This is a genomic window from Streptomyces sp. NPDC085481 (genome assembly GCF_044541845.1).
GTDB lineage: Bacteria > Actinomycetota > Actinomycetes > Streptomycetales > Streptomycetaceae > Streptomyces.
The window spans coordinates 250,209-269,775 of the sequence record NZ_JBITTJ010000012.1 but is presented as its reverse complement, the minus strand read 5'-3'; the positions used below and the strand labels follow the sequence as shown (position 1 = coordinate 269,775).

At 72.7% G+C, this 19,567-nt stretch carries 18 protein-coding genes and 1 riboswitch; of the genes, 12 read left to right on the top strand and 6 right to left on the bottom strand.

Features of this window, described 5'->3' with window-relative positions; translation table 11 throughout:
* Window positions 1–84 precede the first annotated feature (84 nt).
* The 10 genes from hpnC (at window position 85) to ACIGEZ_RS24865 (ending at window position 10,808) form a co-directional block, all read left to right on the top strand.
* A complete protein-coding gene (gene hpnC, locus ACIGEZ_RS24910; protein ID WP_399834637.1) occupies window positions 85–1,005 on the top strand; it encodes a squalene synthase HpnC in 921 nt (306 codons plus the stop codon).
* Entirely contained in the window at window positions 1,002–1,952 is a 951-nt protein-coding gene (gene hpnD, locus ACIGEZ_RS24905) for a presqualene diphosphate synthase HpnD (protein WP_399834635.1), read from the top strand. The genes hpnC and hpnD overlap by 4 nt, the downstream gene beginning before the upstream one ends.
* Window positions 1,953–2,091: 139 nt before the next feature.
* Complete coding sequence (gene hpnE / locus ACIGEZ_RS24900; protein ID WP_399834633.1) at window positions 2,092–3,522, top strand: hydroxysqualene dehydroxylase HpnE; 1,431 nt, start codon at window positions 2,092–2,094, stop codon at window positions 3,520–3,522.
* Entirely contained in the window at window positions 3,519–4,619 is a 1,101-nt protein-coding gene (locus ACIGEZ_RS24895; protein ID WP_399834631.1) for a polyprenyl synthetase family protein, read from the top strand. Before hpnE ends, ACIGEZ_RS24895 begins: the two co-directional genes overlap by 4 nt.
* Window positions 4,620–4,727: 108 nt before the next feature.
* A complete protein-coding gene (shc, locus tag ACIGEZ_RS24890) occupies window positions 4,728–6,725 on the top strand; it encodes a squalene--hopene cyclase (protein ID WP_399834629.1) in 1,998 nt (665 codons plus the stop codon).
* Entirely contained in the window at window positions 6,725–7,378 is a 654-nt protein-coding gene (locus ACIGEZ_RS24885; RefSeq protein WP_399834627.1) for a 1-hydroxy-2-methyl-2-butenyl 4-diphosphate reductase, read from the top strand. Before shc ends, ACIGEZ_RS24885 begins: the two co-directional genes overlap by 1 nt.
* Before the next feature lie 7 nt (window positions 7,379–7,385).
* Window positions 7,386–8,408: an adenosyl-hopene transferase HpnH gene (hpnH, locus tag ACIGEZ_RS24880; RefSeq protein WP_399834625.1), complete on the top strand. Its 1,023-nt coding sequence runs from the start codon at window positions 7,386–7,388 to the stop codon at window positions 8,406–8,408.
* Window positions 8,409–8,415: 7 nt separating this feature from the next.
* Window positions 8,416–9,801 (top strand): aspartate aminotransferase family protein, encoded by a 1,386-nt coding sequence (locus ACIGEZ_RS24875; RefSeq protein ID WP_399834623.1) that lies wholly within the window; start codon window positions 8,416–8,418, stop codon window positions 9,799–9,801.
* Between the two features lie 86 nt (window positions 9,802–9,887).
* Window positions 9,888–10,592 carry a helix-turn-helix domain-containing protein gene (locus ACIGEZ_RS24870; RefSeq protein ID WP_399834621.1) on the top strand — a complete coding sequence of 235 codons (705 nt, stop codon included), beginning with the start codon at window positions 9,888–9,890 and terminating at the stop codon, window positions 10,590–10,592.
* A 60-nt stretch (window positions 10,593–10,652) separates the two neighbouring features.
* Window positions 10,653–10,808 (top strand): DUF6126 family protein, encoded by a 156-nt coding sequence (locus ACIGEZ_RS24865; RefSeq protein ID WP_399834619.1) that lies wholly within the window; start codon window positions 10,653–10,655, stop codon window positions 10,806–10,808.
* A gap of 22 nt (window positions 10,809–10,830) precedes the next feature.
* Here ACIGEZ_RS24865 and ACIGEZ_RS24860 read toward each other — a convergent pair whose 3' ends face one another.
* Entirely contained in the window at window positions 10,831–11,628 is a 798-nt protein-coding gene (locus ACIGEZ_RS24860) for a tyrosine-protein phosphatase (RefSeq protein WP_399834617.1), read from the bottom strand.
* 339 nt (window positions 11,629–11,967) lie between these two features.
* Window positions 11,968–12,156: riboswitch (cyclic di-AMP (ydaO/yuaA leader) on the top strand.
* A 4-nt stretch (window positions 12,157–12,160) separates the two neighbouring features.
* On the opposite strand from ACIGEZ_RS24860, the gene ACIGEZ_RS24855 reads away from it, so the two are divergent.
* Window positions 12,161–13,141 carry a LysM peptidoglycan-binding domain-containing M23 family metallopeptidase gene (locus ACIGEZ_RS24855; RefSeq protein ID WP_399834615.1) on the top strand — a complete coding sequence of 327 codons (981 nt, stop codon included), beginning with the start codon at window positions 12,161–12,163 and terminating at the stop codon, window positions 13,139–13,141.
* Window positions 13,142–13,294: 153 nt separating this feature from the next.
* Window positions 13,295–14,089, top strand: coding sequence for an SGNH/GDSL hydrolase family protein (locus ACIGEZ_RS24850; RefSeq protein WP_399834614.1), 795 nt, complete (start codon window positions 13,295–13,297; stop codon window positions 14,087–14,089).
* Window positions 14,090–14,092: 3 nt separating this feature from the next.
* On the opposite strand, the gene ACIGEZ_RS24845 is transcribed toward ACIGEZ_RS24850, so the two are convergent.
* The 5 genes from ACIGEZ_RS24845 to ACIGEZ_RS24825 form a co-directional block, all read right to left on the bottom strand.
* Window positions 14,093–14,941 carry an STM4011 family radical SAM protein gene (locus ACIGEZ_RS24845; protein ID WP_399834612.1) on the bottom strand — a complete coding sequence of 283 codons (849 nt, stop codon included), beginning with the start codon at window positions 14,939–14,941 and terminating at the stop codon, window positions 14,093–14,095.
* Window positions 14,942–14,952: 11 nt separating this feature from the next.
* Window positions 14,953–16,341, bottom strand: coding sequence for an STM4012 family radical SAM protein (locus ACIGEZ_RS24840; RefSeq protein WP_399834610.1), 1,389 nt, complete (start codon window positions 16,339–16,341; stop codon window positions 14,953–14,955).
* A complete protein-coding gene (locus tag ACIGEZ_RS24835; RefSeq protein WP_399834608.1) occupies window positions 16,338–17,147 on the bottom strand; it encodes an STM4013/SEN3800 family hydrolase in 810 nt (269 codons plus the stop codon). The genes ACIGEZ_RS24840 and ACIGEZ_RS24835 overlap by 4 nt, the downstream gene beginning before the upstream one ends.
* A gap of 83 nt (window positions 17,148–17,230) precedes the next feature.
* The gene (locus ACIGEZ_RS24830) at window positions 17,231–18,409 is read right to left on the bottom strand and encodes an STM4014 family protein (RefSeq protein WP_399834606.1); all 1,179 of its coding nucleotides are present in this window, start codon (window positions 18,407–18,409) and stop codon (window positions 17,231–17,233) included.
* Window positions 18,406–19,365, bottom strand: a complete 960-nt coding sequence (locus ACIGEZ_RS24825) for an STM4015 family protein (RefSeq protein ID WP_399834604.1) — start codon at window positions 19,363–19,365, stop codon at window positions 18,406–18,408. Before ACIGEZ_RS24825 ends, ACIGEZ_RS24830 begins: the two co-directional genes overlap by 4 nt.
* Window positions 19,366–19,567 lie beyond the last annotated feature (202 nt).

Sequence of the window (19,567 nt, the reverse complement as noted above, 5' to 3'; positions counted from 1 at the left end):
GTGTAGAACGGGAGATGTGACGGCCATGACGCAGAATCTCCAACTCCACGAGGGTGTCGCCGTCCCCGCGTCGGGCAGCGGCCGGTGACGGGAACCCGGCAGGTGCGCCCCGACGCCACAGCGCGCACCACTCTCGGCAAGGCCGCGGACGAGAACTTCCCCGTGGCGCCCTTCTTCCTGCCGCGCGCGTGGCGCGACGACCTCATGGCCGTCTACGGCTTCGCCCGCCTCGTCGACGACATCGGCGACGGCGACCTCGCCCCCGGCGGCGCCGACGCCCGCCACCTGGGCGTTCCCCCCGAGCATGCCGACGACCGGCTCCTCCTCCTCGACGCCTTCGAGGCCGACCTGCGACGCGTCTTCGACCCCGCGGACGGCGCCCCCGGCCACCCGCTGCTGCGGGCCCTCGGCCCCACCGTCGCACGCTGCGGCCTCACCCCGGAGCCGTTCCTCGGCCTGATCGCCGCCAACCGCCAGGACCAGCTGGTCGGCCGCTACGAGACCTACGACGACCTCGCCGCGTACTGCGAGCTCTCCGCCAACCCCGTCGGCCGGCTCGTCCTCGCCCTCACCGGCACCGCGACCCCCGAGCGCATCCGCCGCTCCGACGAGATCTGCACCGCGCTGCAGATCGTCGAGCACCTCCAGGACGTCGCCGAGGACCTGGGCCGGGACCGGATCTACCTGCCCGCAGAGGACATGAAACGTTTCCACGTCACCGAGGACGAGCTCGCCCGGCCCACCGCCGGCGCCTCGGTGCGCGCCCTGATCGCCTTCGAGGCCGACCGCGCCCGCTCCCTGCTCGACGCGGGCGCCCCCCTGGTCGGTAGCGTCCGCGGCAGACTGCGCCTGCTGCTCGCCGGCTTCACCGCCGGGGGGTACGCGGCGCTCGACGCGATCGCGGCCGCCGGGTTCGACGTCCTGTCCGGACCTCCCAAGGCCGCCAAACCGAGTCTGATGCGCCGGGCGGGCGGCGTCCTGCTCGCGGCGCGGAGAGAGGGGTGAGCAGGACAGTGGAGGGACAGCCGCAGCCGTCCGCGCCGGTCCAGGCCGCGTACAGCTACTGCGAGGCCGTGACCGGACAGCAGGCCCGCAACTTCGCCTACGGGATCCGGCTCCTGCCGACCGAGAAGCGCCAGGCCATGTCGGCGCTCTACGCGTTCTCGCGCCGGGTCGACGACATCGGCGACGGGCCGCTCGCGCCCGGGGCCAAGCAGGACCGCCTGGACGCGACCCGCGCGCTCCTCGGCCGGATCCGCGACGGACACGTCGAGGAGGACGACACCGACCCGGTCGCCGTCGCCCTCGCCGACGCCGCCCGCCGCTTCCCGATCCCGCTCGGCGGGCTCGACGAGCTCATCGACGGCGTCCTCATGGACGTGCGCGGCGAGACCTACGAGACCTGGGACGACCTCAAGGTCTACTGCCGCTGCGTGGCCGGCGCCATCGGACGGCTCTCGCTCGGCGTCTTCGGCACCCAGCCCGGCGCCCCGGGCGCCGACCGCGCCGCCGAGTACGCCGACACCCTCGGCCTCGCCCTCCAGCTCACCAACATCCTGCGGGACGTACGCGAGGACGCCGCCAACGGGCGCACCTACCTGCCCGCCGACGACCTGGCCAAGTTCGGCTGCTCCGACGGCTTCGTGAGCGACACCCCGCCCGCCGGAGCCGACTTCACCGGCCTGGTCCACTTCGAAGTCCGCCGCGCCCGCGCCCTGTTCGCCGAGGGCTACCGGCTGCTGCCCATGCTGGACCGCCGCAGCGGTGCCTGCGTCGCCGCCATGGCCGGCATCTACCGCCGCCTCCTCGACCGGATCGAACGCGACCCCCAGGCCGTGCTGCGCGGCCGCGTCTCGCTGCCCGGACGCGAGAAGGCGTACGTCGCCGTCCGCGGCCTCTCCGGACTGGACGCCCGCCACATCTCCCGGCGCACGGTCAGGAGGCCCGCGTGAGGCGCGTACGAGGCGTTCGCCGGGCCGCGGCCCCGCACGCGACGACCCGCGGAGGCGTACCCGTCACCCCGGACCCGGGCCGGACAACCCCCGACGGCGTTCCGGCGTCCCTGAGCACGACGTACCGAGGGGAGACGCGATGACCGCGGACGACATCCGCGTCACGGGCGGCCACGCCGCCCTGCGGCCGCACGGCGGCGAGCGGCCGCACGCCGTCGTCGTCGGCGGCGGCCTCGCCGGAGTCACCAGCGCGCTGCAACTCGCCGAGGCCGGCGTGCGCGTCACCCTCCTCGAAGGACGGCCCCGGCTCGGCGGCCTCGCCTTCTCCTTCAGACGCGGCGACCTCACCGTCGACAACGGCCAGCACGTCTACCTGCGCTGCTGCACCGCCTACCGCTGGTTCCTCGACCGCGTCGATGGCGCCCACCTCGCGCCCGTACAGCCCCGGCTCGACGTACCCGTGCTCGACGTCGGACACCCGGCAGGACCCCGGCTCGGCCGGCTGCGGCGCACCGCGCTGCCCGTACCGCTGCACCTCGCCAAGAGCCTCGCCACCTACCCGCACCTCTCCCTCGCCGAACGCGCCGGCGTCGCCCGTGCCGCGCTCGCCCTGAAGAAGCTCGACCCCGCCGACCCCGCCCTCGACGGCATCGACTTCGCCACCTGGCTCGGCCGGCACGGCCAGTCCGCCCGCGCCATCGAGGCCCTGTGGGACCTCGTCGGCGTCGCCACCCTCAACGCCACCGCGCCGCACGCCTCCATGGGCCTCGCGGCGATGGTCTTCAAGACCGGACTGCTCTCCGAGAACGGCGCCGCCGACATCGGCTGGGCGCACGTCCCGCTCGGCGAGCTCCACGACACCCTCGCCCGCAAGGCCCTCGACTCCCTCGGCGTGCGCACCGAACTACGCACCAAGGCCGAGCGGATCACCCGCAGCGACGACGGCCGCTGGAGCGTCCAGGTGCCCGGCGAGACCCTTCGGGCCGACGCCGTCGTCCTCGCCGTACCCCAGCGCGAGACCCGCGAGCTGCTGCCGGACGGCGCCCTCGACGACCCCGACCGGCTCCTCGACATCGGCACCGCGCCCATCCTCAACCTGCACGTCGTCTACGACCGCAAGGTGCTGCGGCAGCCCTTCTTCACCGCGCTCGGCTCCCCGGTCCAGTGGGTCTTCGACCGCACCGAGTCCTCCGGGCTCACCGGCGGCGGTCAATACCTCGCCGTCTCCCAGTCCGCCGCCCAGGACGACATCGACGAACCCGTCGCCGTCCTGCGCGAGCGCTACCTCCCCGAGCTGGAGCGGCTGCTGCCGGCCGCGCGCGGCGCCGGGATCCGGGACTTCTTCGTCACCCGGGAGCGGACCGCCACCTTCGCCCCGACCCCAGGCGTCGGCCGGCTCCGCCCCGGCGCCGGCACCCACGCCCCCGGCCTGTACCTGGCCGGCGCGTGGACCGCCACCGGCTGGCCCGCGACCATGGAGAGCGCCGTCCGCAGCGGCTTCAGCGCCGCGGGCGCCGCACTCCGCGCCCTCGGCCGCCGCCATGACCATCCGCTGCAGGAGGCGGCATGAGTGTGAGTACCGGAACTAGAGGAGAGACCGTGCCGACTGTGCCCCCGGGAAATCCGGCCGTCGACACCGCGGACGTCGCCGCACTGCTGGAACGGGGCCGCGCCCTGTCCACGCCCGTCATGCGGGCGGCGATCGACCGCCTCGCGCCGCCCATGGACACCGTGGCCGCCTACCACTTCGGCTGGATCGACGCCCACGGCAAGCCGACCGACGGCGACAGCGGCAAGGCCGTCCGCCCCGCGCTCGCCCTGATCTCCGCCGAAGCCGCGGGCGCCGCCCCCGAGGTCGGCATCCCCGGCGCCGTCGCCGTCGAGCTCGTCCACAACTTCTCGCTGCTCCACGACGACCTCATGGACGGCGACGAGCAGCGCCGCCACCGCGACACCGTGTGGAAGGTGCACGGCCCCGCCCAGGCCATCCTGGTCGGCGACGCCCTCTTCGCCCTCGCCAACGAGCTGCTGCTCGAACTCGGCACCGTCGAGGCCGGCCGCGCCACCCGCCGCCTGACCACCGCCACCCGCAAGCTCATCGACGGCCAGGCCCAGGACATCTCCTACGAGCACCGCGAACGGGTCACCGTCGAGGAGTGCCTGGAGATGGAGGGCAACAAGACCGGCGCGCTGCTCGCCTGCGCCGTCTCCATCGGCGCCGTCCTCGGCGGCGCCGACGACTGCACCGCCGACAAGCTGGAGGAGTACGGCTACCACCTCGGCCTCGCCTTCCAGGCGGTCGACGACCTGCTCGGCATCTGGGGAGACCCGGAGGCCACTGGCAAGCAGACCTGGAGCGACCTGCGCCAGCGCAAGAAGTCCCTTCCGGTCGTCGCCGCCCTCGCCGCCGGCGGCCCCGCCTCCGAGCAGCTCGGCGAACTGCTCGCCGCCGACGCCAAGAGCAGCGACTTCGACTCCTTCTCGGAGGAGGAGTTCGCCACCCGCGCCGCTCTCATCGAGGAGGCCGGCGGCCGCGAGTGGACCTCCCAGGAGGCCCGCCGCCAGCACGCCATCGCCATCGAGGCCCTGCACGACGTGGACCTGCCGGCCCACGTCCGGGCCCAGCTCACGGCGCTGGCCGATTTCGTCGTCGTACGGAAGAGATGATCACCATCGCTCTGATATGAGTTCGCAGTCGCCGGCCGGTGCCACCGCGCACCGGCCGACGGCAGACCCGAAGAAGCAGAAGTACACCTACTGCACGAAGGGGAAGCCATGACAGCGACGACCGACGGAAGCGCCGGGGCCGTGGGACCCCGGGCAGCCGCGGCCAGCGAGACGACCGACACCGCGCCCGCTCCCGGAGCGGGCGGCCTCGACGAGGCCGCCAAGCGGGCCGCGGAACGCTCCGTGACACACCTGCTCGGCCGACAGGACGCCGAAGGCTGGTGGAAGGGCGACCTGGAGACCAACGTCACCATGGACGCCGAGGACCTCCTGCTGCGCAGGTTCCTCGGCATCCTCGACCCGGACACCACCCGCGCCGCCGCCCTCTTCATCCGGGGCGAACAGCGCGAGGACGGCACCTGGGCCTCCTTCTACGGCGGACCCGGCGAGCTCTCCACCACCGTCGAGGCCTATGTCGCCCTGCGGCTCGCCGGGGATCCGCCCGACGCCCCGCACATGGCCCGCGCCGCGGCCTGGATCCGCGAGCGGGGCGGCATCGCCGCCGCCCGCGTCTTCACCCGGATCTGGCTCGCCCTCTTCGGCTGGTGGCGCTGGGACGACCTGCCCGAGCTGCCGCCCGAGCTGGTCTTCCTGCCCAAGTGGTTCCCGCTCAACCTCTACGACTTCGGCTGCTGGGCCCGGCAGACGATCGTGCCGCTCACCGTCGTCTCCGCCAAGCGCCCGGTGCGGCCCGCGCCCTTCCCGCTGGACGAGCTGCACGTCGACCCGGCCCGCCCCAATCCGGCGAAACCCCTTGCCCCCGTGGCCAGTTGGGACGGCTTCTTCCAGCGCGTCGACAGGGGACTGCACCTCTACCGCAAGCTCGCCCCGCGCCAGCTGCGCAAGATCGCCATGGACGTCGCCGCCCGCTGGATCGTCGAGCGGCAGGAGAACGACGGCTGCTGGGGCGGCATCCAGCCGCCCGCCGTCTACTCGATGATCGCCCTCCACCTGCTCGGCTACGACCTCGACCACCCCGTCATGCGGGCCGGCCTCGAGTCCCTCGACCGGTTCGCCGTGTGGCGCGAGGACGGCGCCCGCATGATCGAGGCCTGCCAGTCCCCGGTCTGGGACACCTGCCTCGCCACCATCGCCCTCGCCGACGCCGGCGTCCGCCCCGACCACCCGGCGCTCGTCAAAGCCGTGGACTGGATGCTCGACGAGGAGATCGTCCGCAAGGGCGACTGGGCGGTGCGGCGGCCCGGACTCCCGCCCGGCGGCTGGGCGTTCGAGTTCCACAACGACAACTACCCCGACATCGACGACACCGCCGAGGTCATCCTCGCCCTGCGCCGGGTCAGGCATCCCGACCCCGCGCGGGTCCACGCGGCCGTCGTCCGGGGCGCCCGCTGGAGCGCCGGCATGCAGTCGAAGAACGGCGCATGGGGCGCCTTCGACGCCGACAACACCAGCCCCTTCCCCAACCGGCTGCCGTTCTGCGACTTCGGCGAGGTCATCGATCCCCCCTCGGCCGACGTCACCGCCCACATGGTCGAGATGCTCGCCTACGAGGGCAAGACCGCACACCCCCGCACCCGCCGCGGCATCGAGTGGCTGCTCGCCGAACAGGAGCCCAGCGGCGCCTGGTTCGGCCGCTGGGGCGTCAACTACGTCTACGGCACCGGCTCGGTGGTCCCGGCCCTCACCGCCGCCGGCCTGCCCGGCACCCACCCGGCGATCCGGCGGGCCGTCGCCTGGCTGGAGTCCGTACAGAACGAGGACGGCGGCTGGGGCGAGGACCTGCGCTCGTACAAGGAGCGGCAGTGGATCGGCCACGGAGCCTCGACCGCCTCGCAGACCGCCTGGGCGCTGCTCGCGCTGCTCGCGGCCGGCGAACGGGACTCCGCCGCGGCCCGGCGGGGCGTCGCCTGGCTGGTCGAGACGCAGGGCGAGGACGGCTCCTGGGACGAGCCGTACTTCACCGGCACCGGCTTCCCCTGGGACTTCTCCATCAACTACCACCTCTACCGGCAGGTCTTCCCGCTCACGGCGCTTGGCCGCTACGTGAACGGGGAGCCCGTGCTGTACGGCCTGGAGGGCGGCTGATGGCCCGGGAGCAGGCCGCGGGAGCGGCCGTACCGCCGCTGCTGATCGCCTGCGCGCTCGGCATCGAGCAGCTCGCGCTGCGCAGCGGCGACCGGGGCGGGGCGCCCGCGCCCGTCACCGTGGTACGGACCCGGATGGGCCCGGCGCACGCGCGCAGGGCCGTCTCCCGGGCCCTGGAGAAGGAGCCCTGGCGGGACGCGGCCGTCATCGCCTCCGGCTTCTGCGCCGGCCTCGCGCCGGGGATGCACCCCGGCGACCTGATCGTCGCCGACGAGACCCGTGGCCCCGACGGGACCACGCCCTGCACCGGGACCGGGCTCCTGGCCGAGGCGCTCGTCCGGGCCGTACCCGGCCGCACGGTCCACACCGGGCCGCTGACCGGCTCCGACCACGTGGTGCGCGGCCCCGAGCGGGCCGCGCTGCGGGCCGGCGGGGCGATCGCCGTCGACATGGAGTCCGCCGCCACCCTCCGTACCGCCGTGGCCGCCGGACCCCGCCCGGTTGCGGCCGTACGAGTGGTCGTGGACGCTCCAGAACATGAACTGGTCCGGATCGGCACGGTGCGCGGTGGAATATCGGCTTTCCGCGTTCTTCGTGCCGTCCTTCCCGCATTCTTCGAATGGCACCGTTCTTTGCTGCTCCCCAGGAGGTGAGCGAGTTATGGCCATGCCGCTCCGTCAGTCCATCCGGGTCGGGACCTACCTCTTCGAACAGAAGCTCCGCAAGCGGGAGAAGTTCCCCCTCATCGTCGAGCTGGAGCCGTTGTTCGCCTGCAACCTCAAGTGCGAGGGCTGCGGCAAGATCCAGCACCCGGCGGGCGTGCTCAAGCAGCGCATGCCGGTCGCCCAGGCGGTCGGCGCCGTCCTGGAGTCCGGGGCGCCGATGGTCTCCATCGCCGGCGGCGAGCCGCTGATGCACCCTCAGATCGACGAGATCGTTCGTCAGTTGGTGGCCAAGCGGAAGTACGTCTTCCTGTGCACCAACGCCATGCTGCTGCGCAAGAAGCTCGACGAATTCACCCCCTCGCCGTACTTCGCCTTCGCCGTGCACATCGACGGGCTGCGCGAGCGGCACGACGAATCCGTCGCCAAGGAGGGCGTGTTCGACGAGGCGGTGGCCGCGATCAAGGAAGCCAAGCGGCGCGGCTTCCGGGTCACCACCAATTCGACCTTCTTCAACACCGACACCCCGCAGACCATCATCGAGGTGCTCAACTTCCTCAACGACGACCTCCAGGTCGACGAAATGATGATCTCGCCCGCCTACGCCTACGAAAAGGCCCCCGACCAGGAGCACTTCCTCGGCGTCGAGCAGACCAGGGAACTCTTCAAGAAGGCCTTCGCGGGCGGAAACCGGCGCCGCTGGCGGCTGAACCACTCGCCGCTCTTCCTCGATTTCCTGGAAGGCAAGGCCGATTTCCCGTGCACCGCGTGGGCGATCCCCAACTACTCCCTCTTCGGGTGGCAGCGCCCCTGCTATCTGATGAGCGACGGCTACGTCCCCACGTACCGCGAGCTCATCGAGGAGACGGACTGGGACAAGTACGGCCGCGGCAAGGACCCGCGCTGCGCCAACTGCATGGCGCACTGCGGCTACGAGCCCACCGCCGTCCTCGCCACCATGGGCTCGCTCAAGGAGTCGCTGCGCGCGGTCCGGGAGACCGTCTCCGGGAACAACGGGTGAGCGAGTCATGAAGGGCGAGTTCGACCTGCGGGCGCTGCTCGCCGAGCGCGGCGGCGAGCGTTACGAGCTGCACGCCCGCCACCTCAACCACCAGCTCCCGCGCATGCTCCACACCATCGGCTTCGACAAGGTCTACGAGCGGGCGGAGGGCGCCCACTTCTGGGACGCCGACGGCGCCGACTACCTCGACATGCTCGCCGGCTTCGGCGTCATGGGCCTCGGCCGGCACCACCCCGTCGTCCGCAAGGCCCTGCACGACGTCCTCGACGCCCAGCTCGCCGACCTCACCCGCTTCGACTGCCAGCCGCTGCCCGGACTCCTCGCCGAGCGGCTGCTGGCCCACAGCCCCCACCTCGACCGGGTCTTCTTCGGCAACAGCGGCACCGAGGCCGTGGAGACCGCGCTCAAATTCGCCCGGTACGCCACCGGCCGGCCGAGGGTCCTCTACTGCACCCACGCCTTCCACGGCCTCACCACCGGCTCCCTCTCCGTCAACGGAGAGAGCGGCTTCCGGGACGGCTTCGCCCCGCTGCTGCCCGACACGGCGATCGGGCTCGGCGACCTCGACGCCCTGGAACGGGAGCTGCGCAAGGGCGACGTGGCCGCCTTCGTCGTCGAACCCATCCAGGGCAAGGGCGTCCACGCCGCCCCGCCGGGCTTCCTGCGCGCCGCACAGGAGCTGCTCCACCGGCACGGCGCCCTTTTGATCGCCGACGAGGTGCAGACCGGCCTCGGCCGGACCGGCGACTTCTACGCGTACCAGCACGAGGACGGCGTCGAGCCGGATCTGGTCTGCGTCGCCAAGGCGCTCTCCGGCGGCTACGTGCCGGTCGGCGCCACCCTCGGCAAGGACTGGATCTTCAAGAAGGTCTACTCGTCGATGGACCGGGTCCTGGTCCACTCGGCCAGTTTCGGCTCGAACGCGCAGGCCATGGCGGCCGGGCTCGCCGTGCTCTCGGTGATGGAGTCCGAGGGGACGGTCGCCCACGTCCGCCGGATCGGCGACCTGCTCGCCTCCCGGCTGCGGGAGCTCGTACCGCGCTACGAGCTGCTGCACGAGATCAGGGGCCGCGGACTGATGATCGGCATCGAGTTCGGCCGCCCCTCCTCGCTGGGCCTGCGCAGCCGCTGGACGATGCTCCAGACGGCCCGCAAGGGCCTCTTCGCCCAGATGGTCGTGGTGCCGCTGCTGCAGCGGCACCGGATCCTGACACAGGTGTCGGGCGACCACCTGGAGGTGATCAAGCTGATCCCGCCGCTGATCATCGACGAGGAGGACGTGGACCGCTTCGTGACCGCCTTCACGGCGGTGATGGACGACGCCCACGGTGGCGGCGGCCTGATGTGGGACTTCGGGAAGACGCTGGTCAAGCAGGCCGTGGCGCAGCGCTGACCGGATCCGTACGCGCGGCCGCGCGCGGGTTTTGCCTCTGGGGCAAGAAACTTGCCCCAGAGGAAAGATCCTGGCGGAATGGAGGCATGGACCACCACCCCGGGGAGCAGTCCCCGGAACCAGCCCCGCCCGGTGACACGGGAGCGGTAGCCGCTTCCGGTGTCGAGGATGCTCCCGGTGCCGCTTCCGGTGCCGGGGATGTTTCCGGCGGCCTGCCGGACGTCGCCCCGCAGCTGCGCGGGCTGCGCCGCCGGCGCGGGCTCACCCTGGAGGCCGCGGCCCAGCGGGCCGGTCTCTCCCCGGCGCACCTTTCACGGCTGGAGACGGGCCGTCGGCAGCCCTCGCTGCCCATGCTGCTCGCCCTCGCCCGTACCTACGGTACGACCGTCTCCGAGCTGCTGGGCGAGGTGCCCCCGGAGCGTGACCCGGTGATCCGGGCCGGGCGGGCCGAGGCCGTCGAGGCCGACGGCTGGACCTACCGCCCCGCGGGCGGTGCCGGCCGTGCCATGCAGGCGCTGCGCGTCCATGTGCCGTACGCCACGAGCGCCGACATCGTGCGGGTCCATCCGGGGGAGGAGTGGATCCACGTCCTGGAGGGGCGGGTGCGGCTCGCGCTGGGAGACGCCGTACACGTCCTCGACCCGGGAGACGGTGCGCACTTCGACTCGCTCACCCCGCACCGCATCGGCGCCGCCACCCGCGGCGGCGCCGAGCTGCTGTTCGTCCACACGCTGATGCAGAGCCCCGTCGCCGAACTGTGCCTCGGCGGCGGGGCGCGGCACCGGCGCTGATCCTTCGCGCCGTTCCTTCGCCGCCCTTCCTTCGATGCCATTCCTTCGGAAAGGACCGACATGTCCGAGAAGTCCGCACCGGTCACCGGCGAAGAGCGCGGTGGCGGCAAGTTCCCCAAGGGGCTGGTGCTCCGCCTCTTCGCCTATCTGATCGCCGGACACCTCTTCGCCGGCTTCCTCTACCTGCTGTTCATGCTCGGCGGGCAGAACCAGTAGCCGCGAGGGGCGGTGGCCGGGACTACGCCTCGGCGAGCAGCCGGTCCCGCAGCTGCTCCCGGGTCTCCGGGGCGAGCCGCAGGCCCTCGACCAGGTAGGCGTCCACCGAGCCCCAGGTCTCCTCGATCGTCTCGAAGGCGGCCCGCAGATAGTCCACCCGTGCGTCGAAGAGCGGGCTCAGCAGCTCCATCACCTCGGGCGACATCCCGTCCGGGGCGGTGGAGCTGCGCTGCACCTTGTAGCGGCGGTGCGGCGCGTTCGACTTGAGGTAGTCCTCCTCGATCGCCTCGCGCTCCACGCCGACCGCGAGCAGCGAGATCGCGATCGCCAGGCCCGCCCGGTCCTTGCCGGCGGCGCAGTGCATCAGCGCGGGGACGCTGTCCTCGGCCATCGCGTGCAGGATGCGGCTGTGCTCCGCCGTCCGCTCGACAATCATCTTCTGGTACGAACCAGACATTCGGGCCGCTGCCTTGCCGTCCGCCAGGATCTCGCGAAGCTGCGGCAGGTCACCCGAATGCACCAGCTTCCAGAACTCCTTGCCGTCGGCCGGATCGTTGAGGGGTACGTTCACGTTCCGTACGCCCGGAAGCTCCACGTCCGGCCCCTCGACGCGCCGGTCGGCCTCGTTGCGGAAGTCGAAGACGGTGTGCAGGCCCAGCGTGGCCAGAAACGCGGCGTCCTCCGGCGTGGCGTGTGCCAGGTGGCCGCTGCGGAAGAGCCGCCCGGGGCGCACGGTCCGGCCGTCCGCCGTCGGCAGCCCGCCGAGGTCGCGGAAGTTGCGTACGCCGGTGAGCTCGGGCTCGGTCGTCGCTTGCGTCACGGATGCTCCTGGTCTCGAGATCGGTTCCTGGGGCAATCATCCAGGTGAGACGCCCTGCGCGCACCCCCTCGGGCGGGAATGAGAAAACTGTCCGAATTGAGGGTTTAGGGATAACGCGCCCTGGTTGCTGGGGAGATGGGATTCGGTGCGTGAGCAGCGTCATAACCGTGACGGACCGTGCCTGATCGTCTTTCCCAAATTCCCTCCTGGAAAGGGAAATCGAGGGGTCGTCATCCACGGAGGGTGACCGGAATTCCGGCCGAATTTCACGCATGCGAAGGGGTGGTGAAAACAGTGGCTTGTTCGCGCCTACCCCGCTCGTCTAGCGTCGCGCTCAATCCGGACGGACCGCCGAATCCTGCCACCGCCCGGAATCCGCACCCACCCGTGTAAGGCAGGAGCGGGGGACCCAGGTAGTACGCCGATCCCTCGATGAAGGACGGCTTTGGGGTGAAGTCGCGTCACCACGCGACCGGACATCTCCAGTCCGAACCCGACAGCTCACCTCGCAGGCGACGGAGAGGAATTCGCCATGCCCGCGAAGGGTAAGCACCGCCGTCCCAAGGTCAACCCGATCACCCGCGGGTTCGTCGCCGCCGGCACCGGTGGCGCCGTCGTTGCCCTGCCGCTCATCGGCGCGACCGGCGCGCACGCCGCCGAGAAGGCCGCCCCGGCCGTGACGCCCCAGCAGGCCGTCGCCGCCGCGGTTCCCGCCAAGGCCCCTGCCGCCGCCCCCGCCGCCGCCTCGAAGACGTACTCCGTCGTCCGCGGCGACTACCTGTCCAAGATCGCCGCCGAGCACCACCTCGCGGGCGGCTGGCAGAAGCTCTACCGCGACAACCGCCAGGTCGTCGGCGACAACCCCTCGCTGATCCTCCCGGGCATGAAGCTCACCCTCGGCGCCAAGAACACCGCCAAGGGCGACCACGCGCCGAAGGCCGCCGCCCCGGAGCGCGCCTCCAAGAGCTCAGCCGACACCTCGCGCGCCTCCCGCGGCAGCGAGCGTCCGGCCGCCGCGGCAGCCACCTCGGCGGACTCGTCGGCGCCCTCTTCTTCCTCCTCCTCTTCCTCCTCCTCGTCGTCCTCGGCCGGTGCGGCCTCCTCCTCCGGCTGGGTCGCCCCCGTCGCCGGCGGCGGCATCTCGACCCCGTACCGGGCCGCCGGTGCGATGTGGTCCTCCGGCTACCACACCGGTGTCGACTTCATCGCCTCCTCCGGCACCACCGTCCGTGCCGTCGGCGCCGGCACCGTCTACTCCGCCGGCTGGAGCGGCGCGTACGGCAACGAGGTCGTCATCCAGCACGCCGACGGCAGCTACTCGCAGTACGCCCACCTCTCCTCGCTGTCCGTCTCCGCCGGCCAGTCCGTGAGCGGCGGGCAGCAGATCGGCCTGTCCGGTTCGACGGGCAACTCCACCGGCCCGCACCTGCACTTCGAGATCCGCACCGGACCGAGCTACGGCTCCGACGTCGATCCGCTGGCCTACCTGCGCCAGCACGGCGTCAGCATCTGACACCCGCTTCACCGCGGAGGGCCCGGCACCTGTGTGCCGGGCCCTCCGGCGTATTCCGGCTTGGTGCAATCTTTATCGGTGGCATATGTCACCCGGCGTCAACCCCTCCTTACGGTCGCGTAGGTCACACCCGTAAGGGAAAGATGTGCTCCCGTGGCAGACGATTCGAGATCAAGAGACAAGAACGCATTCGGGTCGTACGCGGCGATCGGTGACAGCTTCACCGAGGGCGTCGGAGACCCCGGGCCCGACGGGACCTACGTCGGATGGGCGGACCGGTTCGCGGTCCTGCTCGCCGACCAGCTGCCGGAGCACGACGAGTTCCGCTACGCGAACCTGGCCGTACGCGGACGGCTCCTGGACCAGATCGTGGCGGAGCAGGTCCCCCGGGCGAAGGAACTCGCCCCCGACCTGGTGACCTTCTGCGCCGGCGGCAACGACATCATCCGCCCCGGCACCGACCCCGACGACGTCGCCGAGCGCTTCGAGCGCGCCGTGGCCGACCTGACCTCCGCCGTCGGCACCGTCATGGTGACCACCGGCTTCGACACGCGTGACGTCCCCGTCCTCAAGCACCTGCGGGGGAAGATCGCCACCTACACGGCGCACGTGCGGGCCATCGCCGACCGCTACGACTGCCCCGTGCTCGACCTCTGGTCGCTGAAGTCCGTCCAGGACCGCCGTGCCTGGGACGACGACCGGCTCCACCTGTCGCCCGACGGCCACACCCGGGTCGCGCTGCGCGCCGCCCAGGTCCTCGGCCTGCCCGTGCCGGCCGACCCGGACCAGGCGTGGCCCCCGCTGCCGCCCCGGGGCACCCTGGAGGTCCGCAAGGACGACATCTACTGGGCGAAGGAGTACCTGGTCCCCTGGATCGGGCGCCGGCTGCGCGGCGAGAGCTCCGGCGACCACGTGGAGGCCAAGCGCCCCGACCTCATGCCGCTGTAGCGGTCAGGGGTTCTTCGCCGGTATGCGCTCCAGGACGCCGCCGGCGAACACGTCGTACAACGGCAGCGTCTCCAGGTGGACATAGCCGATGTGACAGTCGCACGCGGCGAGCGGGCAGGCGCGCGGGCGCAGCGCCGCACGGTACGAGCCGTCGTACAGGTTGCCCAGCTCGGACGTGACGAAGTGGCAGCGCCGCACCGTCCCGTCGCCGTCCACCGAGACGACCGACTCGCCGGTGCGGCACGGCAGCCCCGCCGAGCGGTGCGGGCTGCGGCTGTACGGGAAGAGGGGGTCGAGGACCGTCCAGGCCTCGGCCTCCTCGTCCGTGTAGCTGTGACCCTCGGCCGCGTTCACCCACAGATAGACATCGTCCGGCAGCTCGGCCCGCAACCGCCTCGCGTGCTCCCGGTGCTCCGGCAGGCCGACGATACCGACGCTGAAACGGATGCCCTGCTCCGCGAGTGCCAGGCACTTGCCGAGGAACCGCTCGTACGGCGTCTGGCCCGGGTGGTACGTACACCACAGCGCCACCGTCTGCGGGTCCGCCTCGGCCAGCCACTCCGTACGGCAGCTCAGATTGGTCTGGATCGCGACCCGCTCCACGTGCGGCAGCCGGGACAGCTCGACCATCGCCCGCCGGTACCAGGACCGCACCAGGCCCTCGCCCCACGGCGTGAACAGGATCCGCAGCCGGTCCTCGCTCTGCGCGCCCGCCCAGCCGGCGAAACGCTCGAGCGCCGCGCGGTCGGCGCGCAGCTGCTCACGGCTGTCGCGGCGCTTGGCGAAGGGGCAGTACGGGCAGTCGTAGTCGCAGGAGGCGAGCGGGCCGCGGTAAAGGAGCGTCAGATCCATGGCGTGCCCCGCTACTTCGCCTCGTACGCGGCCATCGCCGCCCGCACGGACGGCGAGAACAGCTCGGGCCCGAGTCCGTCCGCGTGCGCGAGGCCCTCGGGGGAGAGCCGCAGCAGCCCGGTCGGCGCTCCGGTGTCCAGCCAGCCGAGGGCCGCGAAGCGGGCCAGCTCGGCCGCGAAGTCCGTGAACGGCGAACCGCCGAACCGCTCTGCGTAGCCGGCCAGGGTCATGCCCTCGGCCTGGAGCAGCGACTGCAGCAGATGGCGGCGGCGCGCCTCGTCCGCGTCGACCCGGCGGCCCACCTCGGCCCGGGAGAAGTCCGTCGTCTCCGTGTACGTGTCGATGATCGAGCGGATCTGCGGCATCCCGACCGCGTAGTCGAAGGAGTAGTGCAGCTCCGAGGTGTAGGAGCGGGCCCCGCAGCCGAGACCGATCATGCCGTCCGTCTGGCAGGCGTAGTCGTCGGGGCCGAGCGGCGGCGCGTCCGCCCGGCGGAACATGCGCATCGACACCTGCTCGTAGCCGTGGGCGAGGAGATGGTCCCGGCCGTGGCGGTAGAGCCGGAGGCGCTGCTCGTCCCACGCGCGGTCGGCGGCGGGGCCAGGCTCGCCGGCCTGGCGTCCGAGGCCGGTGAGGGGACGGACGTACAGCGGGTAGACGTACAGCTCCTCGGGGCGCCAGGCGAGCGCGGCGTCCAGCGAGCGGCGCCAGGACTCCTCGGTCTGGCCGTCGATCCCGTAGATCAGGTCGATGTTGAGGACCGGGACGCCCGTGTCCCGGATGCGGCCGAGGGCCGCCTCTACGTCCGCGCGGCGCTGCGGGCGCACGGCGGCGCGGGCCTCCGCCTCGACGAAGCTCTGCACCCCGATGCTCAGCCGGGTCGCGCCCCGCTCGGCGAGCACCGCGAGCCGGTCGGCGGTCGCCGTGGACGGCGAGGTCTCCACCGACAGGGGCACCGCCCGCAGGTCGACGCCCATGCGCCGCTCAGCGATGTCGCAGAGCCGCTCCAGCTCGCCGGCGGTCAGGAAGGTGGGCGTGCCGCCGCCGAACGCGGCCGTGGCGAACCGCACCGGCGCCGCGTCCCCCAGCGCCTCGCGCACCGCCGCGGCCTGCCGGTCGAGAGCGTCGAGGTAGCGGGTGGTCAGCTCGTCCGGGGCGCCGATCCGGGTGAACAGATTGCAGAAGCCGCAGCGGACCTCGCAGAACGGTATGTGTGCGTAGAGGGAGAGCGCGTCCTTCGGCTCGTCCGCCCAGAGTCCGGCGAGCGGGGGCCGGTCGGGCAGCGGACGGTAGGCGGTCTTGTGGGGGTACGCGTAGACGTAACTGCGGTACGGGCGGGGGGTCCCGGTCTCGTTGCCGGACTCGGTCTCGGAGACGGTCTCGGTCTCGGTCGTGGTCATGCGGTGGTCTCCAGGACGAACTGGGCGTACGGCACCGTCCACACGGCCTCGTGCCCCAGCCGGTGGCCGGTGAAGCCGTCGTCCCCGTACGCCGTGCCGTGGTCGGAACAGACGATCGCGAAGCATTCGCGGCGGCTGCTCATCGCCGCGAACAGCCGGCCGATGTGCCGGTCCACGTACTCCAGGGCGGCGGCGTGGCTGGCGCGGGAGTCGCCGGCCTCAACGGTCGCGCCCGGCAGGTGGAACCAGTTGGGCTGGTGCAGGGCGGAGACGTTGACGAACAGGAACAGCCGCCGGTCGCGGGGGAGCGCGGCGACGACCTCCTCCGCCCGGGCCACCTGCGACTCGAACGAGGTCGGCGAGGCCACCCCGAACGACGGCTCCCAGTGGCTCTCCTGGAACAGACCGGGGAGCACGCTGCCGAGCGGCGGCCGCCCGTTGAAGAAGCCGACCCCGCCGACGCACACGGTCCGGTAGCCCTCGTGCGCGAGCGCCGAGACCAGGTCGGGGGTGTCGTGGAAGACGTACGTGCCGTCGGCGGTGGTCTCGCTGCCCGCGAACCGGGCGGCGAACAGCCGGGGGTGCGGCCCTGGCGTGGCCGGAGTGGGCAGGAAGCCCGCGAAGATCGCCTGGTGGGAGGCGTAGGTGAAGCTGCCGGGCGCGTGCCGGCGCTCCCAGACGCCACCGGGCAGATGGCGGGCCAGGTTCGGGATGCGGCCCTGGGCGGCGAGCTCGGCGGCGACGTCGTAGCGGAGGGTGTCGAGGGTGACCAGGAGCAGGTCGTGGCTGCCGACGATGTCGTTCATGTCGAGCTCGGCTGACGGCGCGGGCGGTGCGGGGGCCGGTGCAGGAGCCGGTACGGTCTCGGCCGCGGGTGCGGGCGGGGGGATCACGGGGTGCTCGTTCCTGTGGTGGTGCTAAGGGTGCGAAGGGTGCGGTGGTGCGGGCGGCCGGGGCCGTCGCCGAGCCGGAGCAGGTCGGCGACCTGGGCCGCGTAGGTGTCCTGGTCCTCGGCGCCGCTGCCCGGCAGGCCGGTGAGGCCCGGCAGCAGGTCGCCGAAGGCGTTGACCTCGCCGACGGCGAACCGGCGCCAACCCGCCGTCGGCAGCAGGTCGACCCCGACGCAGCGGGTGCCGGGGAAGGCGGCCGCGGCCCGCTCGCAGACGTCGAGCGCGTCCGCCCAGCGGCTCCCGGCCCCCGCCACGGCGGCCCGCGCGGCGGTCAAGTCGCCCCGGGCGCCGCCGAGATGCAGGTTGGTCATGGGGGAGCGACTGGTGCGGACGACGGCGTGGGTGGCCCGCCCGCCGACGACCACCACCCGCAGATCGGCCGCCCGGCCGCCCTGGGCGGCCTTCGGCAGCCAGCGCTCGATGTGCAGCCCGTCCGGGGCCAGGGCGTCCACCAGCGCGGCCACCTCCCCCTCCGTGTGGTAGCGCCGCACCCGCAGCGAGTTGAACAGCCGTCCGTCCGGGGCCCGTTCCACCGACGTGGTGGCCTGCACCCGGCCCGCGCCGGCCGTCTCCACCGCGAGCACGCCCGAGGCGGAGGACCCGTGCGCGAGCTTCACGAACACCCGGCGCAGGCCGTCCCGCACCGTGAGCGCCCGCACGTCCGCCCAGCCGCGCACCTCGGGCGCGTCGGGGCCCGAGGTGGGGGAGTCGGGCACCGGCACCCCGGCCGCCCGCAGCCGCCCGTGGGTCAGCCGCTTGTCGAACAGCACGGCCGGCTCGGCCGGGTCGTCGACCAGCGTCGCCCCCGCCTCGACCACCTGGGCGGCGAGCTCCGGCAGGGCGGCGGTGAACCCCTCGTACCAGCGCAGCGATCCCTCCACCCGGGCCGGGTCGGCCGCGCCGCGCAGCAGCCGGTCGACCTCCGGGTCCTCCCCGGGCGTGTCGACCCGGACCGTCTCACCGGCGTGGAACTCCGCACGCCCGCGCAGCACGTCGAGCCACCGCACCACCCGCGCCTCCTGCAGCCCGGCGGCGCGCACCGCGTCGCGGAAGAACCGGACGCGGCGGCTCTCCGGGTTGCCGACGACGGCCACGCGAAGGCCCGCGGAGGTGGTCACTCGCCGACCGCGGTGTACCGGTTGAGCTCGCCGTCGTACTCGTCCGGCTGCTGCCGGTCGGCCACGTCCACGTCCACACCGTGCGGCGCGAGCGCGGCCACGATCCGCTCGCTCATCTCCTCCGACAGGTAGTGGTGCGACAGGTCGAGGCGCTTCAGATGGGCGAGCGACCGCTGCCCGTCGAGCAGTGCCTGCCCGCCCGCGTCGGTGAGCGTGCCCATCGACAGGTCGAGCTCGGCCAGCCGGGCGACGACCGGGGCGCCCGCGACGGCGGCCGCCACCGCGTCCTGCGTGACGCAGTTGCGCAGCCCCAGATAGCGCAGCGCGGGCAGCCGGTCACCGGCCAGGACCGGCTCCAGGTCCCCGGGCGTGCTGTCACCCCCGTACCAGTCGGTGCCGAGCCACAGCTCCAGGTGCTCAAGGGCGGGCAGGTCGCACGCGGCGATGTCCCGCACCAGCGCGGCCGGCAGCCCGCCCGTCTCCACGACCAGCCGGCGCAGCCCCTCGTGCCGGACCGGCGGGAACGCCAGCTCGGTGGAGCCCCGGACGCCCAAGGTGGTGAGCCGCGGATAGGCGGCCAGCAGCGGGGTCACGTCGGATTGCACGATCCACGAGATCTCGCAGTCCTCGGACAGCATGTCGCCGAGGAAGACCGCCTCCAGCGCGGGGAATTCGTCCTTCGCCCCCACCAGTGCCTCCACGATCCCGGCCGAGGACGTCTCGTACGCCTCGTCCCAGCCGCCCACGATCAGGGCCCGCACCCGCGTGGTGTCGACCGCCTCGACGAAGCGCGCGAAGCGCTGCTCCCACTGCTCGTCGCCTTCGTCGCAGTAGGTCGGCGTGGACAGCCGCCAGGCCACGGAGGCGGCGTCCGGCAGCGTGCCGTCGGCCTCCCGCTCCGGGAAGTCGAACGACGGCAGCCCGTCCAGCTCCTGCAGGTAGTGCGACACGGTCATGAGTGCTCCCCGTCCCCGACGGCGTTGATCGGCTGATGCGAGAAGTTCTACCAAGCGGCACTGACAAAGCCCCCGCCGGGCCCGGCGCGTGGACGTGCGGCGCGGCGTTCGCGTGTCCGCAGCCGATTGTTCCTCCTTGTCCTGTAATCATCTGAAGTGATGGAACCGTCGAGCGTCGACCGGTGTCCCCGGCCCGAGAGGA